The 26523-nt window shown below is 70.8% G+C and carries 32 protein-coding genes, 1 tRNA gene and 1 pseudogene; 14 read left to right on the top strand and 20 right to left on the bottom strand.

Annotated features, from left to right (window positions below; all coding sequences use genetic code 11):
• Nucleotide 1 precedes the first annotated feature (1 nt).
• From ACQUQ1_RS01115 to ACQUQ1_RS01075, 9 genes are read left to right on the top strand one after another with little or no spacing between them, the layout of a single operon-like run.
• On the top strand, nucleotides 2-631 hold the full coding sequence (locus tag ACQUQ1_RS01115; RefSeq protein ID WP_435062387.1) for a hypothetical protein: 630 nt from the start codon (nucleotides 2-4) through the stop codon (nucleotides 629-631).
• Nucleotides 628-897: a hypothetical protein gene (locus tag ACQUQ1_RS01110; RefSeq protein WP_435062385.1), complete on the top strand. Its 270-nt coding sequence runs from the start codon at nucleotides 628-630 to the stop codon at nucleotides 895-897. The genes ACQUQ1_RS01115 and ACQUQ1_RS01110 overlap by 4 nt, the downstream gene beginning before the upstream one ends.
• The gene (locus tag ACQUQ1_RS01105; RefSeq protein WP_435062383.1) at nucleotides 890-1060 is read left to right on the top strand and encodes a hypothetical protein; all 171 of its coding nucleotides are present in this window, start codon (nucleotides 890-892) and stop codon (nucleotides 1058-1060) included. Before ACQUQ1_RS01110 ends, ACQUQ1_RS01105 begins: the two co-directional genes overlap by 8 nt.
• A gap of 1 nt (nucleotide 1061) precedes the next feature.
• Nucleotides 1062-1427: a hypothetical protein gene (locus tag ACQUQ1_RS01100; RefSeq protein WP_435062381.1), complete on the top strand. Its 366-nt coding sequence runs from the start codon at nucleotides 1062-1064 to the stop codon at nucleotides 1425-1427.
• Complete coding sequence (locus ACQUQ1_RS01095; RefSeq protein ID WP_435062379.1) at nucleotides 1427-1813, top strand: hypothetical protein; 387 nt, start codon at nucleotides 1427-1429, stop codon at nucleotides 1811-1813. The genes ACQUQ1_RS01100 and ACQUQ1_RS01095 overlap by 1 nt, the downstream gene beginning before the upstream one ends.
• The gene (locus tag ACQUQ1_RS01090; RefSeq protein ID WP_435062377.1) at nucleotides 1810-2670 is read left to right on the top strand and encodes a hypothetical protein; all 861 of its coding nucleotides are present in this window, start codon (nucleotides 1810-1812) and stop codon (nucleotides 2668-2670) included. The genes ACQUQ1_RS01095 and ACQUQ1_RS01090 overlap by 4 nt, the downstream gene beginning before the upstream one ends.
• A 2-nt stretch (nucleotides 2671-2672) precedes the next feature.
• Entirely contained in the window at nucleotides 2673-3191 is a 519-nt protein-coding gene (locus ACQUQ1_RS01085; RefSeq protein ID WP_435062375.1) for a hypothetical protein, read from the top strand.
• Nucleotides 3188-3472 carry a hypothetical protein gene (locus tag ACQUQ1_RS01080; RefSeq protein ID WP_435062373.1) on the top strand — a complete coding sequence of 95 codons (285 nt, stop codon included), beginning with the start codon at nucleotides 3188-3190 and terminating at the stop codon, nucleotides 3470-3472. Before ACQUQ1_RS01085 ends, ACQUQ1_RS01080 begins: the two co-directional genes overlap by 4 nt.
• Complete coding sequence (locus tag ACQUQ1_RS01075; protein ID WP_435062371.1) at nucleotides 3456-3704, top strand: hypothetical protein; 249 nt, start codon at nucleotides 3456-3458, stop codon at nucleotides 3702-3704. Before ACQUQ1_RS01080 ends, ACQUQ1_RS01075 begins: the two co-directional genes overlap by 17 nt.
• A 10-nt stretch (nucleotides 3705-3714) precedes the next feature.
• Here ACQUQ1_RS01075 and ACQUQ1_RS01070 read toward each other — a convergent pair whose 3' ends face one another.
• From ACQUQ1_RS01070 to ACQUQ1_RS00990, 17 genes and pseudogenes are all read right to left on the bottom strand, one after another.
• Nucleotides 3715-4188, bottom strand: coding sequence for a hypothetical protein (locus ACQUQ1_RS01070; protein ID WP_435062369.1), 474 nt, complete (start codon nucleotides 4186-4188; stop codon nucleotides 3715-3717).
• Nucleotides 4181-4693, bottom strand: a complete 513-nt coding sequence (locus ACQUQ1_RS01065) for a hypothetical protein (protein WP_435062367.1) — start codon at nucleotides 4691-4693, stop codon at nucleotides 4181-4183. The genes ACQUQ1_RS01070 and ACQUQ1_RS01065 overlap by 8 nt, the downstream gene beginning before the upstream one ends.
• A 193-nt stretch (nucleotides 4694-4886) precedes the next feature.
• The gene (locus ACQUQ1_RS01060) at nucleotides 4887-5363 is read right to left on the bottom strand and encodes a hypothetical protein (RefSeq protein WP_435062365.1); all 477 of its coding nucleotides are present in this window, start codon (nucleotides 5361-5363) and stop codon (nucleotides 4887-4889) included.
• A complete protein-coding gene (locus ACQUQ1_RS01055) occupies nucleotides 5360-5467 on the bottom strand; it encodes a zinc ribbon domain-containing protein (RefSeq protein WP_435062363.1) in 108 nt (35 codons plus the stop codon). Before ACQUQ1_RS01055 ends, ACQUQ1_RS01060 begins: the two co-directional genes overlap by 4 nt.
• Nucleotides 5468-5637: 170 nt before the next feature.
• Nucleotides 5638-5710, bottom strand: a tRNA-Pro gene (locus tag ACQUQ1_RS01050).
• Between the two features lie 100 nt (nucleotides 5711-5810).
• Nucleotides 5811-6401 carry a tRNA (pseudouridine(54)-N(1))-methyltransferase TrmY gene (trmY, locus tag ACQUQ1_RS01045; RefSeq protein WP_435062361.1) on the bottom strand — a complete coding sequence of 197 codons (591 nt, stop codon included), beginning with the start codon at nucleotides 6399-6401 and terminating at the stop codon, nucleotides 5811-5813.
• A 123-nt stretch (nucleotides 6402-6524) separates the two neighbouring features.
• A complete protein-coding gene (cysK, locus tag ACQUQ1_RS01040) occupies nucleotides 6525-7457 on the bottom strand; it encodes a cysteine synthase A (RefSeq protein ID WP_435062359.1) in 933 nt (310 codons plus the stop codon).
• Nucleotides 7458-7599: 142 nt separating this feature from the next.
• Nucleotides 7600-8121, bottom strand: coding sequence for a hypothetical protein (locus ACQUQ1_RS01035; protein WP_435062357.1), 522 nt, complete (start codon nucleotides 8119-8121; stop codon nucleotides 7600-7602).
• Nucleotides 8122-8202: 81 nt separating this feature from the next.
• Complete coding sequence (locus ACQUQ1_RS01030) at nucleotides 8203-9879, bottom strand: hypothetical protein (protein ID WP_435062355.1); 1677 nt, start codon at nucleotides 9877-9879, stop codon at nucleotides 8203-8205.
• Between the two features lie 157 nt (nucleotides 9880-10036).
• A pseudogene (locus ACQUQ1_RS01025) lies at nucleotides 10037-11065 on the bottom strand (ABC transporter ATP-binding protein); the annotation flags it as partial.
• A complete protein-coding gene (locus ACQUQ1_RS01020) occupies nucleotides 11062-12381 on the bottom strand; it encodes an ABC transporter ATP-binding protein (RefSeq protein ID WP_435062353.1) in 1320 nt (439 codons plus the stop codon). The gene ACQUQ1_RS01020 and the pseudogene ACQUQ1_RS01025, both read right to left, overlap by 4 nt.
• Nucleotides 12382-13404 (bottom strand): ABC transporter permease, encoded by a 1023-nt coding sequence (locus ACQUQ1_RS01015; protein ID WP_435062351.1) that lies wholly within the window; start codon nucleotides 13402-13404, stop codon nucleotides 12382-12384. It abuts the gene before it with no gap.
• Between the two features lies 1 nt (nucleotide 13405).
• Nucleotides 13406-14353, bottom strand: a complete 948-nt coding sequence (locus tag ACQUQ1_RS01010) for an ABC transporter permease (RefSeq protein WP_435062349.1) — start codon at nucleotides 14351-14353, stop codon at nucleotides 13406-13408.
• Nucleotides 14354-14379: 26 nt separating this feature from the next.
• The gene (locus ACQUQ1_RS01005) at nucleotides 14380-16098 is read right to left on the bottom strand and encodes an ABC transporter substrate-binding protein (RefSeq protein WP_435062347.1); all 1719 of its coding nucleotides are present in this window, start codon (nucleotides 16096-16098) and stop codon (nucleotides 14380-14382) included.
• 128 nt (nucleotides 16099-16226) lie between these two features.
• The gene (locus ACQUQ1_RS01000) at nucleotides 16227-16853 is read right to left on the bottom strand and encodes a halocyanin (protein ID WP_435062345.1); all 627 of its coding nucleotides are present in this window, start codon (nucleotides 16851-16853) and stop codon (nucleotides 16227-16229) included.
• A 121-nt stretch (nucleotides 16854-16974) separates the two neighbouring features.
• Nucleotides 16975-17343 (bottom strand): fluoride efflux transporter CrcB, encoded by a 369-nt coding sequence (gene crcB, locus ACQUQ1_RS00995; RefSeq protein ID WP_435062343.1) that lies wholly within the window; start codon nucleotides 17341-17343, stop codon nucleotides 16975-16977.
• A gap of 3 nt (nucleotides 17344-17346) precedes the next feature.
• Nucleotides 17347-17748, bottom strand: coding sequence for a fluoride efflux transporter FluC (locus ACQUQ1_RS00990; protein WP_435062341.1), 402 nt, complete (start codon nucleotides 17746-17748; stop codon nucleotides 17347-17349).
• 272 nt (nucleotides 17749-18020) lie between these two features.
• On the opposite strand from ACQUQ1_RS00990, the gene thsA reads away from it, so the two are divergent.
• Nucleotides 18021-19712 carry a thermosome subunit alpha gene (gene thsA, locus ACQUQ1_RS00985; protein WP_435062339.1) on the top strand — a complete coding sequence of 564 codons (1692 nt, stop codon included), beginning with the start codon at nucleotides 18021-18023 and terminating at the stop codon, nucleotides 19710-19712.
• A 51-nt stretch (nucleotides 19713-19763) separates the two neighbouring features.
• On the opposite strand, the gene fmdA is transcribed toward thsA, so the two are convergent.
• Nucleotides 19764-21023: a formamidase gene (fmdA, locus tag ACQUQ1_RS00980; RefSeq protein ID WP_435062337.1), complete on the bottom strand. Its 1260-nt coding sequence runs from the start codon at nucleotides 21021-21023 to the stop codon at nucleotides 19764-19766.
• A gap of 356 nt (nucleotides 21024-21379) precedes the next feature.
• Between fmdA and ACQUQ1_RS00975 the strand changes: the two genes are divergently transcribed.
• Nucleotides 21380-21907, top strand: a complete 528-nt coding sequence (locus ACQUQ1_RS00975; protein WP_435062335.1) for an AmiS/UreI family transporter — start codon at nucleotides 21380-21382, stop codon at nucleotides 21905-21907.
• Between the two features lie 195 nt (nucleotides 21908-22102).
• Nucleotides 22103-22708 (top strand): hypothetical protein, encoded by a 606-nt coding sequence (locus ACQUQ1_RS00970; protein ID WP_435062333.1) that lies wholly within the window; start codon nucleotides 22103-22105, stop codon nucleotides 22706-22708.
• Nucleotides 22709-22787: 79 nt separating this feature from the next.
• Here ACQUQ1_RS00970 and ACQUQ1_RS00965 read toward each other — a convergent pair whose 3' ends face one another.
• Complete coding sequence (locus ACQUQ1_RS00965; protein WP_435062331.1) at nucleotides 22788-23045, bottom strand: transcriptional regulator; 258 nt, start codon at nucleotides 23043-23045, stop codon at nucleotides 22788-22790.
• A gap of 139 nt (nucleotides 23046-23184) precedes the next feature.
• On the opposite strand from ACQUQ1_RS00965, the gene ACQUQ1_RS00960 reads away from it, so the two are divergent.
• Complete coding sequence (locus ACQUQ1_RS00960) at nucleotides 23185-23778, top strand: carboxymuconolactone decarboxylase family protein (RefSeq protein WP_435062329.1); 594 nt, start codon at nucleotides 23185-23187, stop codon at nucleotides 23776-23778.
• Between the two features lie 181 nt (nucleotides 23779-23959).
• Here the strand turns inward: ACQUQ1_RS00960 and ACQUQ1_RS00955 are convergent, their stop codons facing one another.
• Nucleotides 23960-25597, bottom strand: a complete 1638-nt coding sequence (locus tag ACQUQ1_RS00955) for a gamma-glutamyltransferase family protein (RefSeq protein ID WP_435062327.1) — start codon at nucleotides 25595-25597, stop codon at nucleotides 23960-23962.
• Between the two features lie 86 nt (nucleotides 25598-25683).
• Here ACQUQ1_RS00955 and ACQUQ1_RS00950 point away from each other — a divergent pair, with 86 nt between their 5' ends.
• Nucleotides 25684-26364, top strand: coding sequence for a DUF1028 domain-containing protein (locus ACQUQ1_RS00950; protein WP_435062325.1), 681 nt, complete (start codon nucleotides 25684-25686; stop codon nucleotides 26362-26364).
• Nucleotides 26365-26523: the final 159 nt, after the last annotated feature.

The raw sequence follows: 26523 nt of genomic DNA, 5'->3' as shown, positions 1-26523 counted from the left end.
CGTGGCGAATATCAACATCAAGAACGGCCGGCTGGCTGTCGAGGGCGGCCAGAACCAGCTCGTCGGCAACGCCTTCGACGTGACGGTGCCGGTCAACAACCGAGAGACGTTCGGCTGGGGGAACGGCCCGCTCGCGGCACCGAACGCCTGCATGTACCAGGGGCCGAACGGCGACCGCGTACCCGGCCACGAGGCGACCGTCGAGGTGCAGATCCTCCGCGGCGGGACCGTCGTCGACTCGGGCGAGCGGACGACCTGCGCGCCGGTCGAGGGCGGCGGCGTCCCCGACCCGCAGGAGACGTTTTCGTTCACGCTCGACGAGCCGGGAGCCTACGACGTGCGGGCGACCGTCTCCCCGCACGGTCCCGAGGGGGGCGCCCCCTCAGACACGGTGACGCGAACGATCCACGTCGAGGAGACGGGGAACGCGCCGCCCGCCGACGACGGGGGTAACGAGGACGGCGGTCTGTTCGGCGGCGGGAGCGGCACCGACGGGAGCAACCCGTTCGCCACCGGCGGGAGCAACCCGCTCGGCCTGCCGAACACCGACATCGTGCTGGCGCTGATCGCGCTGGCGCTGGTCGCGTGGTTGGCCTCCAGCGCCTCGAACACCGCGGAGGCGGTCACATGATCGGGGGCCTGCTCGCGGACTACGTGGTGCAGGTATCCGCGGGAGTCACAGCCACCTCGGCGCTCGGTGTGCTGTACGAGGCACACCGGATCCGCGGGGCTGTCGAGGACAACACCGGCCGCTCGCGGACGAACGAACGGCGTAGCATCGGAAACCGGCGCTGGCTCCGGCGCTTCGGGTCAAAGCTCCTCCCGACCGAGGAGTACCGCCCGCCGCACCGCTTCGACCCGGAGCACCGGACCGACGGAGGGCAGAACGATGGCTAAGATCGAGAACACCGAGTACGAGGAGCTGACCGAGGAGGAACTGAAGCGGGTCCGCGCGAAGATGGCAGACGACACCGGGCGGATCGACGAAACGAGCGACGGCGACGACACCGGCGACAGCGGCGGTGTCGGCTTCGCCGACCGGCCCGAGGAGGTGCGGTAGCGTGCTCTGGGTTCCCGAACCCGACGAGGACGACGTACCCTTCAACGAGCCGTACACGGCGGAGCTCGACGACGGCGAGAAGGTGACGGTCACGTTCACGCCCGAGCAGTCCGGCAGCGTGTTCTACCTGCCCGTGCTCGCCATCTCGAAGGTCCGCGGCACGATCTACGAGGTGCGCGACGACGGGAGCACGCAGTTCGGTCCGGCGGCGATCCCGCCCACCGACATCGACGACCTCACGTCGACGTTCGTCCCGGCCAAGCAGTTCCGCGACAACCTCGAAGTGATCATCCGGAACAACTCGGGGAACCCGCAGACGTACCACATCCAGCCGATCGGCTTCGAGCAGATCGAGGGGGGTGCCTGATGGTACTGGACACCACCGCGGACGTGGACGAGATCGAGGCTGTGAGCGACCGGAACGGCGACCGGCGGCCGGCCGCCAACGCCGACAAGCAGGACGTGGCGAACGCCCGCCTCGGCAACGCGGCCGGGGTGTTCACCGACACGATCGACCCGAGCACGTCCGGCGAACCCCTCCCGTCGCACGCGGTCAAGCAGGGGCAGGAGGTGCTGGTGTTCGCCGACCCGTCGAACAGCGGCCCCATCTACGTCGGGAAGGCGGGCGGGACGGCGACGTTCCCGCTCACCAAGGACAACGGCCTGACGTTCGCGGTCGACAACACCGACGCACTTCGAGCGAAGGCCGACACGTCCGGCGACACCCTCCACATTGTGGGTGAGAGCGCATGACGGGGTTGGTCAGCGGAGGCGGGTCGGAGTTCGACTACATCCAGTCGGCGGAACCGTCGAACCCGCAGAACGGGGAACTGTGGTTCGACACGGACGGCGGGAGCGACGGCACGGGCGAGGTGAAGGTCTACGACGGCGCGAGCGGCGCTTGGGAAGTAACGGGGTACACCTCCCACGGCGACCTCACCGACGTGACGCGGGGCGCTCACCACCCGCCTGTCACCGTCTCCGCGCCGCTCACACAGCCGAGCGACCAAGACCTCGAACTCGACTTCGGCGACGGCCTCACCACGTCGACAGGGACGCTCGTCGCGGACCTGGGCAACGGGCTCGGGATCGACGCGAATGGCCGGGTCTACATCCCGGCCGATGCTATCGGGTCCTCGGAAATCGCATCCGGTGCGGTCGGAGCGACCCAACTCGATGGGAGTTACCCGGACGGCTCGATAGCGGTCGCCGACCTGTCGTTTGATCCGGCAACGCAGACGGAGTTAGACAACCACGCCGGAGACGCGACCGCACACCACAGTAAGCCGACCTCAACCCAATCTGCCTCAGATACAGGCGGGAACTGGCACACTATCGCCTCGGTGAGCGCAAGCGATGCATCAAACAGCGCCAGACCATACGGCCCGGTAAACCAACTCCGGTCCGACCCGGACGACTCGGGGGTGAAATCCTGCGAAGTAATACTGGCGGACGGCCGCAGCTACACGGTTGACTCCCCCGGAGAATCAACCAGTTTCGAGACTGGGATCGCTGTCAAGGTCACAGCGACTTCGCAGAACACCGTCGGTCCGAATGTTCGTGCGCAAGTGAAATTTGCGCCCCTGAAAGCGCACAGCCACAACATCTGATCATGTGGCAAATACTTGCTGCCTTCCCCGTCGAGGCCGTCCCCGACGGCTCGACGCTCATCCCCCACCACGCCACCTACGGCCTGCTCGCGGCGCTGGCGGTCCTCGCGACCGTCTGGGACGACTACCGCCACCGCGAGCCCCTGGCGGAGGCCGTGGGCGTGCTCGTGGGCCTGTTCGCGTTCGTCGTCGTCTGGCCGTGGCGTCCACCCATCGGCGCGACGCTGGCGCACGTCGGCCCGCTCGCGGCGCTGGCGTGGATGTGGCGGCCGGGCTCGGCGTGGGGCGACCGCTACCCCCGGCGCGTGCAGCTCGTCGCGACCGGCGCGATCCTCGTCGGCCTCGACGATATCGTAGAACACGCCTGGCCCGTCCCCTCGCCGCTCGATACCGGCTTCCACGTGCTCGGCCCCACCGTGTCCGCGGTACTCGCGGCGGCCGCGGTCGTCGCGGCCGTGTGGGCGTTGCAGACGGCACCGGCACCTGACCACCTCGCAGACGACACGGAGACATCAGCATGAGCATCCAGATCCTCGGCATGGCAGTATCGGAAGCAGGCATCGCGGCGGTCCTCGTCGCGTTCATCGGCGGGATGTGCGTCCCGTTCAGATACGGCATCGAGCGACTGCGCGGCTTCGGCCGGGCGGTCGTCTCGCGACTCCCGTACAAGCCGCCTGCCGACCCCGGCGGCTCGACGCCCGAGGGGGCGGCCGCGGACGGTGACGCGGTGGTCGTGCAGCGAGATGAATCCGGTCAGTTCGCCGGAACGTCGAACGGGGGTAACGGTGGCGACTCGGGGTAGCGACCGGCTCCCGCCGGAGTGGCGCGACACCGAGCGCGACCCGCCGTATCCGGGCGACGACCACGCTCGGGCGACCGAGACGGACGGCGTGGTGACGCTCCGGCTCGACTCGACCCAGCCGGTCCCGGGCGACCGACCGGCGGCCCGGGCGGCCCGCTCGTGGGTGTCGGCGCCGCTGGAGAGCTGGGCGTGGGCCGAGCCCGACGGGCCGGCGGTCCGCGAGAAGGAGTAGCGGGGGTGACCTACCGGATGTAGGTCTCGCCCTGGTCGACGTGGCCCGCGCGGGCCATGTGCCGGCGGTGTTCTCTCACGCTGTCAGAGACGGTCCCACAGCCGAGACACCGGATCCGCGACTGTTCTTTACCACCGTCCGCGACGAGTTGCGCCTGTTCAGTCTCGGTGCCGTCGTCTCGCGGATATTCGAACACCCGGAAGTGCCCGTGAAGCTTGCACAGCCACGCACCGCTTCCGTTCTCGACTTCGATCCGTTCCGCGATCGTGCGGCACTCGTGGGGTTCGCCTGTGGCGCATTCGTTGACCGGGCAGATCGGGCGCTGGTAGTCGCTGTCGTACAGGTTCTCCGGATGCCACCACTCGAGATTTCCGTAGCGGTAGTACGTCCCGTGGATACCGGGATGCGCCTGTGCTTCGCGGGGTCCCGAGTCCGCCCAGCCGTCGGGCTGGTGCAGAGTACCGCTCTCGGCCACGTCAGTCATCGGCGGGCACACCCCCGTTCCGCCGAGCCTGCCGCCGCTCGGCTACTGTCCGGTGCCGGTGGACCCACTGCTCGGGGTCGGCCGCTGGGGGCTTCACCCGCACATACGTCTTGGACTGTCGAACGCCCGGACCGTCGCCGGAGAGGTTCACGTAGCCGCGCTTCTGCAGCCGGTGCGTGAAGGCGTCGAGACTCCCCTTCTTCACGTCCGCTTGGTTCGCCACCGCCGAGTCGTAGTGGTCAAGGGTGAGCTTCAGCGAGTCGTTGGCGAACGCCAGCAGGGCGTCGTACACCCGCGCCAGCGTCTCATCGTCGGGCCGGTACTCATCGCTGGTGTCGCGACCGCGAGCGCGGCGGACGACGGACTCCATGTGCCGCCGGAGGTCGTCGCTCATGCTGTCGCCGCGGTCGTCGAGCACGTCCTGGTACTCGGCTTTCAGTTCGGCGTCGCACCGGACGGACAACTGCGCGCTGTCGTTGCTCTTGCTCTGTTGCTTGCGCGGCATCAGAACGCCTCCGTGTGTAGCAGATTGGTTCGCGTGTAATACGCAGACGGCGACGGGTAACGGGCCTCCGCTACACACCCCCCCGGGGAGGGGGTAGCGCGGGGTTCGCGTGCGCTCCCGGGTGTGCGCGCACGCGAGGGCCGCCGGAACCGCCGTCGCTGTCGGATCGAGACGGCCGAGAACAGCCGAATCGTCATCGACGACCCTCCCCGCCAACGCGGCGGCCGCCGACGGCATCCTCGCGAAGCGCCCGCTCGATCTGGTGGCCGCCGTCGGGCAGCGCCTCACCGGACGGTGGCGAGTCCTCGACGGCGGTCGACGCGATCCGGACGCGCTCGCCGGTCGTTGTTCGCCCGCCGATGAACGCGGCCTTTCGGAGCGTACAGAGGTGGGCGCACGGCCCGTCGTGGAACGCGAAGCCGTCGCAGTCGCACCAGCCGACGTACGCACCGTGCTCGTCCGCGAGGGCGACGCTGTGGGCGTCGCTTCCGCCGGGAAGGGTCACGCGCCAGCCGTAGGTGCTCGCCCGCTCGATGAGGGCGTGCAGGCCGTCGGCGCGTTCCCACGAGGTACCGCCCATGGCGGCCTCGAAGTCGAGCACGTCGCCGCTCACGGCGTCCGAGACCGTCACCTCCGCCGCGTCGGGGAGCGCACGGTCGTCGGTGCTCACCGGACATCACCTCCGTCGCACTCGGGACAGACGCGACGCGGGATCCCGCTCCCGGTCGCGGTCCGGGTTTCGAGGCGCGCGCCACAGGAGGGACAGAATCTCACGGCGAACACCTCCCGTCGTCGAGCGCCGGACACGGCTGGTCGGGTTCGAGGATCCAGCTGCCGCAGTAGTCGCAGATCAGCGGCTCGTCGGCGTCGTCGACGCTCACGCGAACCACCCCGTAGCGGCCGCTAACCTATCAGGTAACCCTCCAAAAATTATATAGGGGTAGTGGGCCGGCGCGAATTTGAATCGCGGTTACGGCCACCCGAAGGCCGAAGGATACCAAGCTACCCCACCGGCCCGCAGTTTCAGGAAGGCGAGGCGCTCTGTTAAGGCTTCCGAACCCCGGTGCCACGCGGTCCCCGTCCCGCGACCGAGGCGCCCGCGTCCCCCGATCCCGGCTCAGTACCGCTCGTAGCCGTCGGTGTCGAGGTAGTTGTGCGCGACCGCGATCGCGTGGTCGGCGTGGACCGCCTCCGGACCGAGCCGGACCCGGCGGTCGGCGCGCTCGGCGAGGAGGTCCGCCTCCGCCCCGGTGAAGTCGTGGTGGTCCGAGAGGACGAACACCGGGTCCGCCGGCGGCGACACCTCGGCGACGGGGTCGCCGTCCTCGTGGAGCTGGACGAGCGTGCCCGAGAGCGAATCGAGTGTCTCGGCCAGCCCCATCCGGTACAGCTCGACGCCCGGCGACACCTCGGCGGGCATGTGGCCGATGGCGTCCTCGCGGGCGTCCAGCGCGTCGCGCACCCGCGCGGCGGTGGTGCGTTCGTCGGGGTGGAGCCCGCGGGCGGTCGCGCCGTCGAAGCGGACGGTGTACTCGTCGCCGAGGACGAGGTGGACGCGGCTGTCCTCGCGGATACCGTGCGAGAGGAACAGCCCGGCGTTCACGCAGCGACACAGGAGGTCGAGCCGGCCCGCCCCGCCCGCGAGGTCGTCGAGGCTGAAGTCGGGGTCGGTGGGGGCGTCGTGACCGCAGACGACGAACTGACGCATGCCCGGAGGGGCGTGGCCGCAGGGCTTAGCCCCGCCGACTCGGCGCGGCCCGTCCCCACGGTCGTCCGCCGGGGACGACGGGAGCCGGCGACGGCGGCCCCGCTCCGCGTCCCGCGGACCGCCTCAGGCGAACAGGTCAGTCGAGAGGTACCGCTCGCCGGTGTCCGGGAGGACGACGACGGTCGTCTCGGCCGGCCGGCGCTCGGCGACGCGCTCGGCGGCCGACAGCGCCGCGCCGGCGGAGACGCCGACGAGGAGGCCGTCCTCGCGCGCCAGCGAGCGCGCCGCCGCCCGCGCCTCGTCGCCGGTCACGCGCTCCACGTCGTCGATCAGGTCCGTGTCGAGCACCTCGGGGACGAATCCCGGACCGATCCCCTGGATGTCGTGGCCCGCGTCGTCGGGCTCGGGCGCCGACAGCGTCGGCGACGCCGCGGGCTCGACGGCGACGCTGCGGAGGGACGCGCCGCGGTCCACCTCGACGTGTCTGGCGATCCCGGTGATCGTGCCGCCGGTGCCGACGCCGGCGACGAGGCAGTCGACCGCGCCGTCGGTGTCGCGCCAGATCTCCGGTCCCGTGCCCGTGCGGTGGGCCGCCGGGTTCGCCTCGTTCTCGAACTGCCGGAGGAGCACCCCGTCGCGCTCCGCGGCCAGCTCCTCGGCCCGGTCGATGGCGCCGCCCATGCCGTCCTCTGCGGGCGTGAGCTCCAGATCCGCCCCCAGCGCCGACAGCAGGCGGCGGCGCTCCTCGCTCATCGACGCCGGCATCGTCAACGCGAGGTCGTACCCCCGGACGGCCGCGACGAACGCGAGCCCGATCCCGGTGTTGCCGCTGGTCGGCTCCACCAGCGGCGTGTCGGCGTCGACGCCGGCCTCGCGCTCGGCGCGCTCGACCATCGCGAGGGCGATCCGGTCCTTCACCGAGAAGGGGTTGGCGGCCTCGTACTTCGCGTACAGCCCCGGCGCGCGACGGGTCAGGTCGACGAGCGGCGTCTCGCCGATGCGCTCGGTCGGGTCCTCGACGGCGTCGATCCGCGGTGCGGCGGTTCCGGTCGACATCGCCGAGCGGTAGGGCCCGGCGGGGGATGGACGACACGCCGAACATGCTCGCGCGCGGCGGCCCGGCGGGGGTCGCGGTCGAGGGCAGGGCCAGGGGTGGGGCGGGGCCAGGATCGGGGCCGGAGGCGAGGGCGGGGGCGGGCTACCGCTCCACGGTGAACGTCGTCTCGGCGACGAGGTGCTCGGCGCCGTCGACGGCGCCGATCCGGACCGAGAGGGTGTGCTCGCCGGGGGCGGCCGCGCGCCACTCGTCCTCGCGCTCGCGGATCCGCTGGGGCCAGCGCCGCTCGAACCGCTTGCGCTCGCTGCGGCGGAAGTCGAACCGGGTCCGCCTCGGCTCGGGCGGCTCGTACACCTCCGAGGCCTCGACGAGGCCGTCGACCGCCCACGACCAGCGCACCGGCGTCTCCGTCACGAGCGAGACGGGCATGGGGAGGCGGTTGCGGAACGTCGCGCGGAAGCGGACCGGCTCGTCGGGCGCGTAGCGGTCCTTGTCGGTCTCCACGTCGACGGCGATGGCGCGGGCGCGCAGGCGCGAGGGGAACAGGGCGTGGCTCACGTTCGCCCAGTTGACGTGGGAGCCGCGCCCCTCCTCGGACTCGTTGGGCGAGAACGGGTCGTCGTCGTCTCGCCGGAGCGCCTCCGACTCGTAGATGCGCCGCATGCCCGACCGCAGGCGACGCGGCGGATTAAACCCCGCGCCCGGGCGGCCCCCGCACGGCCGGAGGCCGGAACCGGCGGGCGGCTACAGGAACGCCGGCGCCGCCGCCGCCCACAGCGCCACCGACTGGCAGTAGCCGTACGCGAACACGAGCCGCCACGACGACCGGATGTCGCGCACCCACGCCACCGCGAGCGTCGCCGCCAGCGCCAGCGCCGAGAGCCCGAACGGGTCGACCGCCGGCACGCCGGGGACGACCCCGCCGTCGCCGAGCGCCGCCAGCACCGCGAGGTTGGCCGGGACGAACGCCGCGAGCGCCGCCCACGCGGGCGCCTCCTGTACCCAGGTGTGCACGTCCCCCGGGGAGGCGGGGCGGCCGACGAGCCCGGCCAGCCGCGCGTGGACGGCCCCGACCGCCGACAGCACCGTCCGCGTGGTGACCAGGAACCCCACGAGCAGCGGCCCCGCCACCCACGGGAGCAGCGGGACCGTCACCACGGCCAGCGCCCCGGCGACGACCGCGACGAAGCCGAACCGCAGGGGCGTCGCCGCGAGGCGCTCGCCGGGGCCGGCCGGCCCGCCGCCGACGTACCCCGAGACGAGCAGGCGCCGGTCGCCGCCGCGCTCGACCCAGGCGACCGCCGGCGCGTCGCCGACGTAGACGGGCGCGGCCGCGAGCGCGTTCGAGGGGAGCCGCGAGACGTGGCCGCGCTCGACGCCCTCGCCGAGGTCGCCGCCCCCGCGGGCGAACACGAGGTCCCGCCCGCTCGTCCGGTCGGCGACCGTCCAGGTCGCCGTCCAGTCGTCGGCGTCGCCCGCGACCCGCAGGCGGTCGCCGGAGCCGAACGTCGCCGGCGCCGACCCGTCCCCGTCGGCGCCGACGGCGACCCGGACGTGGACGACCGAGAGGTCCGTCCACGCGAGCACGGGCGCGGGGTCGCCCGCCCGCGCGCTCGCCACGTCGACGACGGCCGGGAGGTTGGCCGAGCTGAACGAGGAGGCGCCGCGCCGCGCGTCGCCGACCCGCCGGCCGTCGAGGTCGCCGTCCGCGGGCCCGACCGCGAGGTGGACGCCGGCGTCGCGGCCGTCGATCCACGCGACCGCGAGCGTCCCGTCGCCGGCGGCCGCCAGCGCCGGCGAGTTCCGCCCGGTCGACGCCCCCGGGAGCGTCCGCACCGTCGCGTTCCCGGAGCCGACCGGGACGACCGCGAGCCGGCCGGCGAAGCCGTCGTCGTACGCGCGCCAGGCGACCGCCGTCCCGTCAGCGAGCGCCGCGACGTCGACGCTCTCGACGCGGGCGGCCTCGCCGGACGAGACGGTCGTCTCGGTCACCTCGCCGCCCTCCCTGTCCGTCCGCAGCAGCGTGATCCGCTCGGCCGCGGCGTTCTCGACGGCGACGGCGAGGCGGTCGCCACGCGCCGCCGCGTCGACCTCGCGGAGCTCCTCGTCGGTCTCGAGGAGGGTCCGGACACCGGTGACCGTCACGCCGTCGGGCGAGCGGGTCAGCTCCGCGACCCTGACGCGGTAGGTGCCGGCCTCGGTCTCGACCCACGCGACGACAGCGCCGCCCCCCTCGCCCCCGCCGCCCGCGGCCGCGACGTCCGGAACCGACGCCGTCGAGCCGCCGCCGAGGGCCGACAGCTCGGTCGGCTCCTCCCAGTCGCCGCCGACCTCGCGGCCGACGTCCGTGAACGCGATCTGTGCGCCGACGGCGAGCGCGAGGACGACCAGCGCGGAGAGCAGGTGTACACGGGGACGCATCGCTTGACGGGTCTGCGTGGGGGGTCGGTAAAACGGGGTCGGAATCGGCGCGCGGTCGGAGGGGTCGACGGCCGCCCGCGGCGGTCGGCCGACCCGGCCGTCGTGCGCCGTCGGCCCCGGCTCAGCCCATCTCGGCTTCGACCTCCTCGTAGAACGGGCACCCGATACGGTGGGTGCCGCCGACGTCCTCGAGGTCGGGGTGCTCGTCCCACTCGGAGCACTCCTCGTGGGCGATCGGGCACCGCGTGTGGAACTTGCAGCCCGAGGGCGGGTCGATCGGCGAGGGGACGTTCCCCTCGAGGATCACCCGGTCGCCGTCCCACAGCGGGTCCGGCTCCGGGATCGCCGACAGGAGCGACCGGGTGTACGGGTGGTACGGCGGCGAGAAGATCTCCTCGGTCGTGCCGACCTCGACGATCTCCCCGAGGTACATCACGGCGATCCGGTCGGCGATGTGCTCGACCACGCTGAGGTCGTGCGCGATGAACAGGTACGACAGCCCGAACTCCTCCTGGAGGTCCTCCAGGAGGTTCAGGATCTGCGCCTGGACGGACACGTCGAGCGCGGACACCGGCTCGTCGCAGACGATGAAGTCAGGGTCCACGGCGAGCGCGCGGGCGATGCCGATGCGCTGGCGCTGGCCGCCCGAGAACTCGTGGGGGTACCGCGAGGCGTGGCTCGCCTGCAGGCCGACGATCTCCAGCAGCTCCTCGACGCGCTCGCGGCGCTCGCGGCCCTCCGCGAGGCCGTGGATGTCGAGCGCCTCCCCGACGATGTCCGAGATGGTGAGTCGGGGGTTCAGCGAGGCGAACGGGTTCTGGAAGATGAACTGCAGGTCGGTGCGGTACGGCCGCATCTCCGACTCCGACAGCTCGGTCAGGTCGACGCCGTCGTAGTAGACGGAGCCGGCGGTGGCCTCCTCCAGCCCGAGCATGGTGCGCCCGAGCGAGGACTTCCCGCAGCCGGACTCGCCGACGAGCCCGACCGTCTCGCCCTCGCCGATCTCCAGGTCGACGCCGTCGACGGCCCGCACCCACTGCTGTTCGCCGAGGACCCGGTCGAGGAACCCCTCCTCGGTGGGGTAGTGTTTGGTCAGCCCGTCGACGCGGACGAGGGGGTCGTCCCCGGTCGTCCCCGCGTCAGGGCCGGCGGTGCTCCCGTCGCCGGCCGGGTCGTCGATGCTCATTCGTCACCTCCGTACACGTCCTCGTCCTCACGGATCTCGATCTCGAAGTCCAGTCCCTCCCGTAGCTCGCCGGTGTACTCCAGACACGCCGCCGCGTGGACCGACGGGTCGTCCTCGTCGGCCAGCTCCCCGGTGTCGGTGTCCACGAGCGCGGGGTCGCGCTTCGTGCACGCCTCCTCGGCGTACGGACACCGCGGGTGGAAGCTACACCCCGGCGGCAGCTGGACGAGGTCCGGCATCGTGCCGGGGATGGTGTCCAGCCGCTCGCGCCGGTCGCCGATGCGGGGGATCGACCCCATCAGCCCTACGGTGTAGGGGTGTTTGGGCTCGTAGTACAGCGACTCGACGTCGGCCTTCTCGACGGCCCGGCCGGCGTACATCACCATCACCCGCTCGCACACCTCGGCGACGACGCCGAGGTCGTGGGTGATGAGCTGGATCGCCACGTCGAACTCGTCGGACAGCTCCTCCAGCAGCTCGAGGATCTGCGCCTCGATCGTCACGTCGAGCGCGGTCGTCGGCTCGTCGGCGATGATGAGGTCCGGGTCACACGACAGCGCGATGGCGATGACCGCGCGCTGCTGCATGCCGCCGGAGAACTGGTGGGGGTAATCCGAGTAGCGCTCCTCCGGGTCGGGGATGCCGACCTGGTCGAGCATCTCGATCACCCGGTCGCGGACCTCGTCGTCGTCGAGGTCCATGTGCGTGCGGACCGCCTCGGCGATCTGCTCGCCGACGGTGTACACCGGGTTGAGCGCGGTGTGCGGGTCCTGGAAGATCATCGCGATCTCCCCGCCGCGGATCTGCCGCATCGCGTCGTCCGGGGCGCGAAGCAGGTCGACGTAGCCGCGCCGGATCTCCAGGTCGCCGTCCTCGAACTCGGTGGCGACGTCCTTCGGACGGTCGCGGACGGCCGCGCCGGGGTCGGCGCCCACGTCCGTCCCCGCCACCTCCTCGACGTGGATGTAGCCGTCGCGGTCGTTCGTCGCGACCCCCTGGGGGAAGCGACGGGCGAGCTTCGCGACGGCGACCTCGGAGTGGAACCGGATCGTCCCGCCCTCGATCCGCCCGGGCGAGTCGATGAGCCGCATGAGCGAGAGGCTCGTCACGGACTTGCCGGCGCCGGACTCCCCGACCACGGCGAACCGCTCGCCGCGGCCGATCGTGTAGGAGACGCCGTCGACGGCCTTGACCTTCCCCTCCTCGGTGTAGAAGGCGGTCTCCAGGTCGCGGACCTCCAGCAGCGGCCGGTCGGCGGAGTCGAGGCGGTCGAACCCCGAGCGGGCGGCGGACGAGGGTGCGTCGCGGGAGGCCATCTATCGCTGCCTCCCCGTCTCGGTCTCGCCCTGCGGGTCCAGCGCGTCGCGGACGCCGTCGCCGACGAGGTTGATCGACAGCACGAACAGGAAGATGGCCAGCCCCGGGAACACCGTGATCCACCACTGGCCCTGGATCAGCGTCTCGCGGCCGGAGGAAAGCATGCTCCCCCACTCGGCGGTCCCCGGCTGGAGGCCCAGCCCGAGGAAGCCCAGCGCGGCCGCCGACAGGACGATGGTCCCGATGCCGAGGGTCGCCTGGACGATCACCGGCGCGAGCGCGTTCGGGACGACGTGCCGGAAGATGATCGACCGGTCGCGCGCCCCCAGCGCCCTCGCGGCGGTGACGTACTCGTTCTCCTTGATCGAGAGGATCTCCCCGCGGATGAGGCGGGCGTAGCCGATCCAGACGACGAGCACGAGCGCGAGGATCATCTTCCAGAACCCCTGGCCGAGCACCGCGATGAGCGCGATCGCGAGCACGAGGAACGGGAACGAGTACAGCACGTCGACGATCCGCATGATGATCTCGTCGATCCAGCCGCCGTAGTAGCCGGCGATCGACCCGAGCGGGACGCCGACCAGCAGCGCGATCGAGACGGTGATGAATCCGATCGAGAGGCTGAACCGCCCGCCGTACATCACCCGCGAGAAGATGTCCTTGCCGGACCAGTCGGTCCCGAAGGGGTGGGCCGCCGACGGGGGCTGTTCGAGCGCGTTGAAGTTCGACGCGCCGGGGTCGTACGGCGCCAGCGAGAACGGCTGGACCGTGATCCCCTCGACGGTGATCGGCCGGGCGAAGATCGCGGCGAACGCCATCACCGCGATGATGAACACTCCGAGGATGGCGGTCCGGTTGCGCTTGAACCGCCGCCAGGCGCGGGCCGTGCGCGAGCGCGAGAGGTCGTTCCCCTCGGGGTTCCAATCGAACAGCTCCCCGCGCTCGGCGAGCTGTTCGGCGTCGAACCCGGTCACCCTGATGCGACCGCGTTCCGTGGTTCGTGTGCGTGATTCCTGAGACATGTTAGTATCTGATCCGTGGGTCGAGCCACGAGTAGGCGATGTCCGCGAGCAGGTTCGCGAAGACGATGGTCGTTGCGATCATCAACACGACCGCCTGGATGATCGGGAAGTCCCGCTGGATGATCGCGTTGATTAGCAGCCGGCCGATCCCCGGCCAGGAGAACACCTGCTCGACGACGACCGCGCCGTCGACGAGGAAGGCGATCTGCAGGGCCGCGACCGTGACGACCGAGATGAGCGAGTTCCGGAGGACGTGCTTGAGGATCACCGTCCGCTCGGACAGGCCCTTCGCGCGGGCCGTGCGGACGTAGTCCTTGCCGAGCTCCTCGACCATCGACGAGCGCGTCAGCCGCATGAGCAACGCCGCCGAGGCGGTGCCCAGCGTGATCGCCGGGAGGATCGTGAACTTCAGCATCGCCGGCGTGAACAGCGACTTGTCCGGCGGGATCACCCGGAACCAGCCGAGCTGCACCGAGAACACCAGCAGCAGCATCAGGCCGAGCCAGAAGTTCGGCGTCGCGATGCCCAGCAGGGCGGCGACGCGGCTGACCTCGTCGGCGGGCTCCCCGTTCTTCACCGCGGAGACGACCCCCAGCGGGATGCCGATGCCGACGGCGATGGCGAACCCCAGGAACCCGAGCAACAGGGTGTCCGGGAGCCGGCCCGCGATCGCCGCCGACACGCTCCGGTCGGAGATGACCGAGGTACCGAAGTCGAAGAACACCGCGTCCTGTAGCCACAGCCAGTACCGAACGTAGATCGGCTCGTCGAGGTTGTACTGCGCCTCCAGTTGCGCCCGGAGTTCCGGGGTCGCCTCCTGGAACTGGAGGATGAAGTCGACGACGTTCCCCGGCAGCAGCTCGACGAGCGAGAACGTCAGCAGCGACACGCCCAGCAGGACGGGGATCGTCACCAGCAGGCGCTTGACGAGATATCGTTGAAGCGACATGAGTGGAGAGGGTCGGGACCGCGTCGTTACTTGTCGACGTAGGTGAACGCCTCGGCCGCCGCCGAGAAGATCCCGGTGTACTCACCGGAGTCGATCGGGTACGTCTGGAACCCCTTCACCGCGTCCGAGCGGAAGGCGTCCATCGCCTTGCCGAACCGGATGTAGGTGATCGGCGCGTCCTTGCACACCTTCTCCATGAGCTGCTGGTAGATCTGCTTGCGCTCCTCCAGGTCGTACGTCTGCAGCCCCTGTTCGATGAGGTTGTCCACCTCCTCGCTCTCGTAGTGGGGGATGTTACAGCAGGCGGGCGTGAACTGCTTGCTGTAGAACAGGTTGTGGACGTACGCGTCGGCGTCCCACCCGGCCGACCAGCCGACCGCGATGAGGTTGTTCTGCTCGTGGGAGTCCTTGGCGAGGATCTTCCCGACGTAGGTGTTCCACTCGAACTGCTCCAGCGTGATGTCGAAGAACTCGGTGGAGTTGAGCGACTCCTGGATGAGCTGTGCCCACTTCACGCGCTGGGGGTTCTGGTTCGTGATGATCTTCGTCTTGAACGGCTTGGAGACCCCGGCCTCGTTGAACCCCTCCTCCAGGAGCTGCGTCGCCTTCTCCTGGTTGTACGCGAGGTACTTCTCGCCCATCTCCTGGTTGAACTCGGACGACGTGAACTGCGCGGCCAGCGGCGAGATCGGCGAGTACGCCGGCGTCCCGATCCCCTGGTAGACGGACTTGACGATCGCGTCCCGCGGGATGAGCCGGGAGACGCCGCGGCGGACCTTCGCGTTGTCGTAGGGTGTGACCGCCAGCGGGAACGCCAGGAGGTCGAACCCGCCCTGGGTGCGCTCCGTGACGGTGAAGTCGTCGTTGTCCTTGAGGTCCGAGTAGCTGTCCGCCGGGACGTTGTTCATGAAGTCGATGTCGCCGCCCTGGAGCGCCGCCAGCTGCGCCGACTGCTCGACGATGACGCGGAACGTGACCGTCTCGATCGGCGGCTTCTCCGGCATGTTCTCCGAGCCGGTGAACCAGTAGTCCTCGTTCCGGCTGATCCGGAAGAGGGTGTCCGGCTGGTGCTCCTCGAACACGTACGGACCCGTCCCGACCGGGTCGTCCTTCAGCGAGAGGTCGCCGTCCGCGACCTCCTTCGGCACGATCGGGACGCCGCCGAGCGCGAACTTCAGGGGCGCGTACTTCGTCTTCAGCGTGAAGTTCAGCGTGTAGTCGTCGACGACCGTCGAGGAGTCGTACCAGTCGTACACGTCGGCCTCGCGGGGCGTCCCCTTGTACCGCTCGAAGGTGGCCTTCACGTCCTCGGCGGTGAGCTCGCTGCCGTTGTGGAAGGTGACTCCCTCGCGGATCTTCGCCTGCCACGTCAGGTCGTCCTCGAGCTGGGTGACCTCCGTGGCGAGCAGCGGCTGTGGCTTGCCGCTGAAGTCCGTCTGGAGCAGCGTCTCGTACACCAGTCCGAACGCCTTCGAGGAGGTGGTGTCGTTCTGCTGGGTGGGGTCGAAGTTCTTCACGTCGGCCCCGAAGGAGGCGATGAGCTCGCCGCCCATCTGCACCTGACTCGCGTCGGCCGGCGTCGGCGTGTCGTCCTCCGGCGTCGGCGTGTCCTCCCCCTCGGTGGTGGTCGTGTCGCCGCCGCCCCCGGCACACCCCGCGAGGCCCGCGACGCCGCCCACGCCGAGCGACTTCACTAGCTGCCGTCTGTTGAGATCGAACCGACCCCGGATGTCATCCTGGGACATACCAACATGGGTCGCCTGACCGCATAAAACTGTTTCGATAAACCTTCAACCGGCTTCTCAGCGCTTCAGTCGCCCCGTATCGGTGTTTGAGGGTGGCCCGAGAATGGGTAAAATCGCCGTTTCAGTAATTAAACGCCCCGATCAGACAGGTAGGATCTGGTTCGTTCGTTGAGCTCGGCGAGCAGGTCGCGCGCCGGGGCGGGGATCGACTCCTGCGGCGGCGCGAGTCCGGGCTCGCCCTCGGGGTCGGGCGTCCCGACGACGACGCTGCCGACCTGGCCGAAGTCCTCGTGGAGACCGAAGTAGTCGTAGACGCCGGCCGCGTCGAAGGTGACCTCGAACGTGCCGGCCTTCGACCCCTGCATCACCGGGCTGGCCCACGGCTCGGCCCCCTCGGGCATCCGGAGCGGCGCGTCGTTGTCCGGGTGGTACGCCAGCGCCTGCTGGCGACACGCGGTGCCGACCCCGAAGGAGACGGCGGCCCCCGGGTCGACCCGGATCAGCGCCGGGCGGAAGAAGTACTCCTCCTCGTCGGTGTAACAGCTCATCCCGACGGAAGTCGTCTCGACGACGCCGGACGCCTCTCCGGCGGTTTCGGTGCCCGTCGCTCCGGGGCCGTCGGTCCGAGTCGGCGTCGGCTCCTCGCCGTCCGTCGCGGCCGGGGCGGCGGAACACCCCGCGACGGCGGTCAGCCCGGCCACCCCGGCGGCGCCGGCCGTGCGGAGGGTTTCACGACGTGTGAGCGGGTTTCGCATGGCCCGGCCTTGGCGACGCCGAGTGATAAACCCTGACGGCCCCGGACCGGTCCTGACGGCCACGGGTCGGGCCGCGGCGGAGGACTCCACGGGTCGCCTTCGGCGGCCGCCGGACGGCCGCTCACCCGCCGGTCGCGATCAGTCCGCGAACGAGCAGCCAGGCGACCCCGACGGCGGCCAGCGCGCCCGCGAGGTTCACGGCGGCGTAGCCGACCGACAGGAGGCGGTCCCCCTCCTCCCAGAGCCGGACGGTGTCGACCGAGAACGACGAGAACGTCGTGAACGACCCGCAGACGCCGGTCCCGACCAGCAGGAGGGCGTCGTGACCGAGGCCCAGGAAGGTGACGAGGCCGAGCACGAAGCTCCCGAGGACGTTCACGGTCAGCGTGCCGAGCGGGAGGTCGCCGCCGTCGACGGCCTCTGCGACGAGGTGGCGCAGCACCGCGCCGATCACCCCCCCGGCGGCGACCAGATGCGTCGGGTCGACCACGGCTCACTCACCCCCCGTCGGCGTCGGGGCCGCCGGGATACGACGCGCGGTCGCCCGCCCGGCCAGGACCGCCGCGAACCCGAGGGCGTAGCTGACCGCGACGTACCCGACGGCGACCGCGGGCGCCGACCGGACCGTCTCCAGCGCGAACGTGCTGTAGGTGGTGTACGAGGAGAGGAACCCGGTCCCGATCAGGACGCGCGAGCGGTCGGCCAGCACCCCCGTGTACCGACCCTCGTAGACGAGGACGCCGAGGAGGTAACAGCCGGTGACGTTCGCCGCGAGCGTCCCGCCGAGCCCCGGGACGAGCAGGCCGACGCCGTAGCGCGCGTTCGCGCCCAGCGCCCCGCCCATCGCCACGAGCACGACCGTCTCCAGCGCGACGAGCGGGTGTCTATCGACCATCGTCGCGGCGTCGCGGGGGTCGCGGTCGTCGGCCGGGACCCGAGGCTGCCGGCGCCCGCCCGGGCGGACCGACGGGCCGTGCGTCTGTCGATCGGTTCCTCCCGCGTCGGGCGACGGGCAGATGACTCGTCATCGGTTCCGGGAACACGTCCGGTGCACTCCGGTATGAAATCGGGGGTGCGCGAGGTCCCGGGGGCGGACGCCGCGGGGCGAACCCAACTAGCGCGTGACACATATATAGGAGCGCGCGAAACTGTGTGTCAGACGATACCATGACACAGTACGCCGCCGGCCCCCGGTCGCCGGTCTCGGACGCGAGCGGGGGTGACGACGCCGGACGGGGCTCGAATCTCAACGCCGCCCGTCAGCTCGCGGAGACGGTTCGGACGACGCTCGGCCCGAAGGGGCTCGACAAGATGCTCGTCTCCGACGACGGCCGGGTCGTCGTCACGAACGACGGCGCGAGCATCATCGACAGGCTGGACATCGACCACCCGGCCGCGAGGCTCGTCGCCGAGGTGGCCGACCAGCAGTCGTTCAAGGCGGGCGACGGAACGACGACCGCGGTCGTCGTCGCCGGCGAGCTGTTGCACGAGGCGGAGTCCCTGCTCGAACGGGGCGTGCACCCGACGAGCGTCACCGCGGGGTACGGGCTGGCGGCCGAGCGCTCGCGGGACCTCCTGGGGGAGCTGACCGTCCCGGTCGACCCGGACGACGACGACCTGCTGCGGGACGTCGCCCGGACCGTCGTCACCGGGAAGTGGGACGCGGAGGCGACCGACTTCCTGGCTGGGCTCGCCGTCGACGCCGTCGGGGCGATCGAACGCGACGGGCGGGTCCGGTTCGAGCGGATCACCCGCAAGACGGTCCCCGGGGGGTCGTTCTCCGACTCGGCGGTCGTCGAGGGGCTCGTCATCGACCTGGAGGAGTCCTCGACGGACGTCGTCACGCCGGCCGACCTCCCCCGGGAGCTCCGCGACGCGACGGTCGCGCTCGTCGACGAACAGCTCTCGATCGACGAGCCGACCGGGATGGGCGCCGTGAACCCGGAGTCCTACGAGGACTACCGGTCGTTCCGGGAGTACGAGCGCGACGTGTACGACGGGTACGTCGCGCGCCTCGTCGACGTGGGGGCCGACGTCGTCTTCTGCCAGCAGTCGATCGACGACCCCGTGCGCTACGGGCTGGCGGCGGAGGGTATCCTCGCCGTCGAGCGCACGCGGCGCGACGAGCTGTACAAGCTCGCGCGCGCGACCGGGGGGCAGGCGGTGGCGATGGAGGACCTCACGCGGGCGACCGTCGGCCGCGCCGGGCGCGTCGAGCGGCGCCCGGTCGGGTCGACCGAGGTCGTCGTGGTGACCGCCGGGTTCGACGAGTTCGACCAGGTCTCGCTTCTGTGCCGGGGCGGGACCGAACACGTCGCCGAGGAGACCAGGCGGGTGCTCGACGACTGCTTCCACGCGCTGAAGTTCGCGATCGAGGACGGGGTGCTCGTCCCCGGGGCCGGCGCGGTCGAGGTCGAACTGGCCCGCCGGCTCAGGGACGAGTCGACCGAGGTCGCCGGCCGGGAGCAGCTGGCTGTGGAGCGTTTCGCGACCGCGCTGGAGGCGGTCCCGCGGACGCTCGCCCGGACCGCGGGCATGGACCCGGTCGACGCGCTCGTCGGGCTCCGCGCCGCCCACGACGACGGCGACGCGCGGGCCGGGCTGGACCTCGACGCGCGGGCCGTCGTCGACGCCGCCGATCTCGGGGTGCTCGAACCCCTTTACGTCAAGCGGCGGGCGATCGCCGGCGCCGCGGAGGCGGCGAACCTGATCCTCCGCATCGACGACACGATCCCGGTCACCCGCGAGGGCGAGGGCCACGGTCACGACCACGAGGAGGACCACGAACACGGTCCCGGCGACCTCGTCCACAGCACCGAGGGGTACCCCTGGGCGCTGGGGCACTCGATGGGCCACTGACGCCGTCGATGCCGGGACGGCGGCTCGGCGACCCGAGGGAGGGGCCGCGGCTCAGGAGGTCTTCGCGACCTCGCCGCGGTCGTCGGCGCCGCTGCCGTCCTCGAGCGTGTCGGGGTCGATGTCGAACTCGAAGATCTCCTGCGGGACCGACACCGTCACGCAGGTGTTCGGGAGGTCGACGACGCCGGCGAGGCGGCTCTCGACGGGCGCCGTGCTCAGGATGAAGTACCCCTGCTCGCGGGTGTAGCCGAAGTTCGTCATGTAGTCGATGGCGTTGAGGCACGCCCGGCGCATCCCGACGTTGGCGTTCTTGTAGTGCTGGGTGCCGTCCTCGTCGACCGAGTAGCCCTCGAAGACGACGTAGCTGGAGAAGTCAGGGTCCATGTACCCCGGCTTGAACAGCGGGTAGTCGGCGTTCATCTTCTCCATGCCGTTCTTCATCACGTCGACCTGCAGGTCCATCCAGCCGGCCATCTCGATGGCGCCGCAGAACGTGATCTCCCCGTCGCCCTGCGAGAAGTGGAGGTCGCCGGTGGTGATCTTGCCGCCGTCGACGTAGACGGGCAGGTACACGCGCGAGCCGCGGCCGAGGTTCTTGATGTCGCAGTTACCCGCGTTCTCGCGGGGCGGGATCGTGCGCGCGGCCTCCTCGGCGGCGTCCTCGGCCTCGTCGTCGTCCATTCCCCCCAGGAGGACGCCGTTCGGCTCCGGCGGGAGCGCGAGCGGCGGGACGTCCTCGCGCGTCTCGTGGTTGACGGCCGTCTCCGCGTCCGGGCCGCGCTCGATCAGCGCGCGCTCGCGTTCGTTCCACTCCTCGAGCAGTTCGTGCGAGGGCGCGGTTCCCAGCAGGCCCGGGTGGGCGCAGCCCGGGAACCGGACGTCCTCGATGTGGCGCGACTCCGTGATGACGCCGTTGAGGTCCCAGATCGTCTTGCGGGCCTCCGGGAAGTGGTCCGTCAGGAACCCGCCGCCGTTCTCCAGGTCGAAGATGCCCGTGAACCCCCACTCGTGGTCCGGGAACGGCCCCAAATCGAGGACGTCGACGACGAGCATGTCGCCGGGCTCGGCGCCCTCGACCGCGATCGGGCCGCTGAGGTGGTGGTTCGGGTCAAGCTCCATGTCCCGGATGTCGTTGGCGCTGTCGTCGTTGTTGACCTGCCCGCCGGTCCAGTCGAGGAACTCCATCCGGAACTTCTCCCCGGGTTCGACCGTCGCGGCTGGCGGGATGTCCGGATGCCACCGGTTCACGATCGGGTCGGGCTGTTCGTCCGGCGGTGCGTCCGTGTCTACCTCGAAGACTGTCTCCGGCATGATCCACGTTCACTATTGTCACACAGTTCAAATATACCTATTGTAAAGATGATGGTGATTCGGCCGCGCAATAGTGTCGAATGGATTATGCAGCACCCGTTTTACCGCCGTCCATAGTAGTTATAATCGGTTCAAATTCGCGTCGGTTGCCTGTAGTATTGATTCGCTTGGTGCCTCGAAAACTACGACAAAGCGCCTCGTAGACGAATATCGTGACTCGACGTGACGAACCGAGCCGCGCCCGTCGTTTCGATACGCTATAATAAATATTCTGATTATTTATATTTGAACTGAACGGTGATCTATAACTACTGCCGTGTTGATTGTTCACGTTGGGCATACGGAGAGATCAGACCATGGCACTGTACACAGTACTCGGGATGGGGTTGTTGTTCGTCGGCGCGGTGTTGATCGTCAACGGGATGTGGCTTCTCGGCAAGGCCGACAGCAGGGACACGGCGGTGCTCAACTTCTTCACGGGGGCGTTGACGTTCCTGATCGCGATGTGGTGGGCCTTCGGTGGCGAGAACGCCGAGGGGAACGCGTTCAACGCCGCGGGGACGCTGCTGTTCGCGTTCACGTATCTGTGGGTCGGGCGGAACGCCTACGCCGGGCAGGACGACCAGCGGTCGCTCGGGTGGTACTGCTTCTTCGTCGCGGTCGTCGCGGTCCCGACGGGGTGGATCGTACTCACGCAGGTCGGCGACGTCGGCCTCTCGGCCCTGTGGTTCGTGTGGGCCGTCCTGTGGTTGACCTTCGGCGTGTTGCTGGGGCTCGAACGGGACGAGTACACGAACCCGATCGCGTGGTTCACCATCGCCGTCGGCATCGTGACGGGCGCGGCCGGATACCTGATGGGGGCCGGGTTCTGGCCCTGGGCCTGATGAGTCGGTCCGCGACCGCGTGCCGCCTCGCCCGCCCGCCGGCGTGCGGGCGGTCCCGGAACCTCCCCGACCGTCGCGACGGGGTCGATGCCGGTCGCGACGGGCCGTGGATCGGATCGCCCCCCGCCCGACGCGGACGGGCCGACGGCGCCGGAGTCCACCTTCATGTGAGTCGAGCGCCATGAGTGTCCACGTATGTCCACAGCGAGCGTGCTTCCCGACATCGACGACTGCGTCCGCCTCTACCTGACCGCCTACGAGCGCGTCGGGACGGAGCCGTTCGCCGCCGAGCGGCTCGACCCCGACGTCCGGCCGGACGACCGCGGGCGACTGCTCGATCTCGCGGTCGCGTACGGGCTGTTGACGTTCGACGGGTCGCGCTACGCCGTCCGCTGCCCGCCCGACGCGTCCCCCGAGCGCTGGCGGTCCCGAGGGGCCGAGCGGGCGACCCGGGTCCGCCGGGCGGTCTCCGAGCGGCACGAGCCGGACGGGTCCCCGGCCGAGGCGGACACGCTCGCCCTCGACGGGCGGACGTACGCCAGCGCGTTCGTCCTGCCGTCCGACGACGTCGCGACGGTCGCCGGGGCGGTCGCGGCGGCCCGCGGCGACGACCACGACGGGGTCGTCCTCCGGTCGCGGGCCGACCTCGCCAACGAGGTGCAGCGCCTCGCCGACCGCCTCGGCGACCGCTCGGAGATCGCGGGGACGTCCCTCTCGACGCCGATGCGGAAGGAGTCGACGGACGTCGCCGGCGACCACAAGGACGACCTCGAGTTCAGGCTGTTCCTCCGGCCCGACTGAGGCCGACGCGCTCGCCGCGATCCCGTCGTGGCCGACGCCGCGCGCCCCGGTCCCGTCCGCCCGGGGTCGGCCCGCGACGTCACCCGGTTTCGACCCGCAGCACCTCCTCGCTGACCGTCCAGCCGCCGGTCTGGAGGTTCTGCGAGAACGTCACCCGGTAGCCCGCCCCGTCCTCGGCGACGACCGAGTAGGTGTCCGTGTCGACGACCTCGTAGGTCCGCTCGTGGTTGTTGACCCGCACCGTGTCGCCCCGCTCCAGGCCGGAGAGGCGGTCCGTGATCGTCTTCGGCGGCTGCGACTCCGGCCCGTCCGGCTCGTCCGGTGGCTCCGGCACCATGTACCGGACGTGGGCCGTCCAGCGGCTTAATATCGCGGTCCGCGCCGACGGGACGTGCGGTCGCACCGGCGAGGCGTGTGCCCCGTGCGGACGGCGCGTCGCGGAAAGGTTCTCACTGCGCGACACGGTATCGATGCACATGGGATCCAGACCCGAGCCGCTCGACCCCGAGGAGGCGGACGACCCGGAGGTCGCCGCCCTGCTGGCCGACGCGCGGACCGGCTGGTACGGCGACACGGCGTTCTTCGGCGCGATGGCGCACCGGCCGGAGCTGTTCCGACGGATCGTCGAGACGTTCGAGGCGTTCGGCCGCGGGGACGACGTCGACGACGAACTGCTGGAGCTGATGCGGCTCAAGATCGCCGAGCGCCACCGATGTGCCTACTGCGCGACCGTCAGGACGATAGCCGTGGGCGACGAGGTCGCACCGAAGGAGGACGCCGTGTTCGGCGAGGTAGACGGGGAGCGCCTCACCCGACGGGAGTACCTGGCCGTGTCGCTCGCCGAACAGCTCTCGACCGACCCCCATCGGCTGGCCGACGAGTTCTTCGGGGCTCTCCGGGAGGAGTTCTCGGAGGAGGCGGTCGTCGAACTGCTGTTGTTCGCGGGGCTGGAGGTCGGCCTCGACCGGTTCTGTATCGCGCTGGAGCTTCAGCCGACAGAGGAGGGGCCGTACCCCGAGGACGTGACGTACCCGCTTGAGGAACCGGAGCCGAGGACCCGGCGGGAGTGAGGACGCGTCGGGGACCGAGTTCGCCCGGCGGCGGTCGCCCGCAGCCGCGTCGTTCGACGCCCGACCCGCGCCTTCGGGTCCGTCCCGCCGCGGTCCCCCGCTCATACTGTCAGACGTGAGCACTTCAAGAATTTCGCTACTCGGGGGTGGCGAATATCTTCACGAAGGACGTCTGACAGTATCAGTACCCCTGCGCGTTGCCGTCCTTTCGCGGCTCGGTCGCCGCCGAGAGGACGCCGTCGGCGCTGCGGACGATCTGTGCGCCGCCGAACAGCGCCGGCGGGAGCGTCTTCACGTCGTGGCCCTTCCGGACGAGCTTCGCGGCGACGTTCGAGTCGAAGTGGGGCTCCAGCGCGAGGCTCCCCTCCTCGCGGTAGCGCCACCGGGCCGCGTCCAGCGACGCCTGCAGCGGCATGTCGTAGTCGACGACGTTCGAGATCACCTGCACGTGTCCCTGCGGCTGCATATACCCGCCCATCACGCCGAAGGCGGCCCAGTCGTCGGTCCCGTCGTCGTCCGGGGCGAAGTCCGCCAGCGCGGGGATCAGGGTGTGGAACGGGCGCTTACCCGGCGCCAGCGAGTTGGGGTGCTCCGGGTCCAGCGAGAACGAGGAGCCGCGGTTCTGCAGGGCAATGCCCGTGTCGCCGGCGACGAGCCCCGAGCCGAAGCCGGCGAACCGGGAGTTGATGAACGAGACGACGTTGCCCTCGTCGTCGGCGACGCACAGGAGCACGGTGTCCGCGTCCTCCGCGTTCGCGTCGGGCACCCCGAAGCTCACGTCGTCGTTGCACTCCTCGCCGACCTCCGCGGCCCGCTTCGCCGCCCACTCCTTCGACGCCAGCGGCGGGTGGTCCGCGAACTCGGGGTCGGTGATGTAGCGGTGGCCGTCGTGGAACGCGAGCTTCATCGCCTCCGAGAAGTAGTGGACGCGCTCGGGGGAGCCGTAGTCGTGGTCGGCGGCCCCCAGTTCCTCCGCGATGTTGAGCGCCTCCAGCGCGATGAGCCCCTGGTTGTTCGGCGGGAGCTCGTACACCTCCGTCCCGTTGTACGTCGTCGAGACGGGGTCGAGGAACTCCGGCTCGAACGCCGCGAGGTCGTCGGTCGTGAGGAAGCCGCCCTGCTCCTGGACCTCCGCGGCGATCTGCTCGCCGATCTCCCCCTCGTACACCACGTCGGCGCCCTCCTCGGCGATCCGTCGCATCGACTCGCCCAGTTTCGGGAGCGTGACGTGCTGTCCCACGTCGGGCGCCTCGCCGTCGAAGAGGAAGGCGTCGCGCGCGTGATCGGTCTCGAACAGGTCCTCGCCGTGCTGCCACTGCGCGGAGACGACCTCCGAGACGGGGTACCCCTCGATCGCGTACCGGGTCGCCGGCCGGAGGAGCTCCGAGAGGGGCTTCTCGCCGAACCGCTCGGCGGTGACCTCCCACCCGCGGGCCGTCCCCGGGACCGTCACCGCGTGCGCGCCCGTGTCGGGCATCGTCGCGTCCGCCGGGTCGATCCCCTCCTCGGCGGCGACCGCCTCGCGGACGGTCTCGATCGTCGCGTCCGCCGGCGCCGGGCCGCACGAGCGCATCGCGCCGACATCGCCGTCGGCGGTGCGGTACAGCGCGAACACGTCGCCGCCCAGCCCCGTCGACGTTGGCTCGACGACGTTCAGCGCGGCGGCGGTGGCGACGGCGGCGTCGAACGCGTTGCCGCCGTCCTCCAGCACCGAGATACCGGCCTGGGAGGCGAGCGGCTGGCTGGTCGCCACGACGCCCCGCTGTCCGTACACCGTCGATCGGCGGGAGGCGAACCGATCGATGTCTGGGTCGTTCATACCGAGGGAAGCCCCCCGTACCGGGAAAACGTGGTACCGAATACATTCGGCAGACCGGTTTTGCGTCGCCGCTCGGAGTCGCGGACATGACGTTCTCGCTTTGCGTCCGAACGGAGACGCCGGAGGGGCCGGCGTTCGGGGTCGGCGTCGCGACTGACGCGCCGGCGGTTGGCGCGCTCGCACCCTACGCGAGCCACCGCGGCGCCGTCAGCACACAGAGCTTCGTCAACGTCCGCCTCGGCAGGCGGGGGATCGCGCTCCTCGACGACATCGGCGTGGAGGAGGCGCTCCCGGGGCTGCTCGCCCGCGACGACCACAGCGACCTCCGGCAGCTCCACGGCGTCGACGACGGGGGCGGGGCCTTCGCGTTCACGGGCGACGGCTGCGAGGAGTGGTGCGGCCACCTCGTTCGGGAGGAGGAGGGCGTCACGGCCGCCGGCAACATGCTCGCGAACGGCGACACGCTCGACGCCGCCGCCGACGCGTTCCTCGCCGGGGCGGCCGACGCCTCGAACGACCCCGTCCCGGACGCCGACCTGGTCCCGCGCCTGCTCGACGCGCTCGACGCCGGGCGCGAGGCCGGCGGCGACAAGCGCGGCCACAGCTCCGCGGCGGTGCTCGTGAAGGCCCCGAAGGCGACCGCCTACCACGACCTCCGCGTCGACGAACACGACGACCCGCTCGCGGAACTGCGCCGGGTGTACGAGGCCGCCGAGGCCGCGAGCGGCGACTTCACCGAGGAGAAGAAGGAGCGGATCTTCGACTGACGCGCGTCGGGGCCGATCCCCGCGAACCCTTTTGAACGATGACGGGCCCAGCACCCCCGATGACGTAGGGAACCGTCGCGCGGCCAGGGCGGGTGCACGGGACCCGGTCGCGCGAACTAGGGGTCGAAACGGCCCGACACGACACGGCGCGGAACAGCG

Source organism: Halobaculum sp. EA56, from assembly GCF_051195075.1.
Taxonomy (GTDB): Archaea; Halobacteriota; Halobacteria; order Halobacteriales; family Haloferacaceae; genus Halobaculum.
Note: the sequence above shows the minus strand (reverse complement) of the source record. Positions and strands in the feature narration are given on the sequence as shown.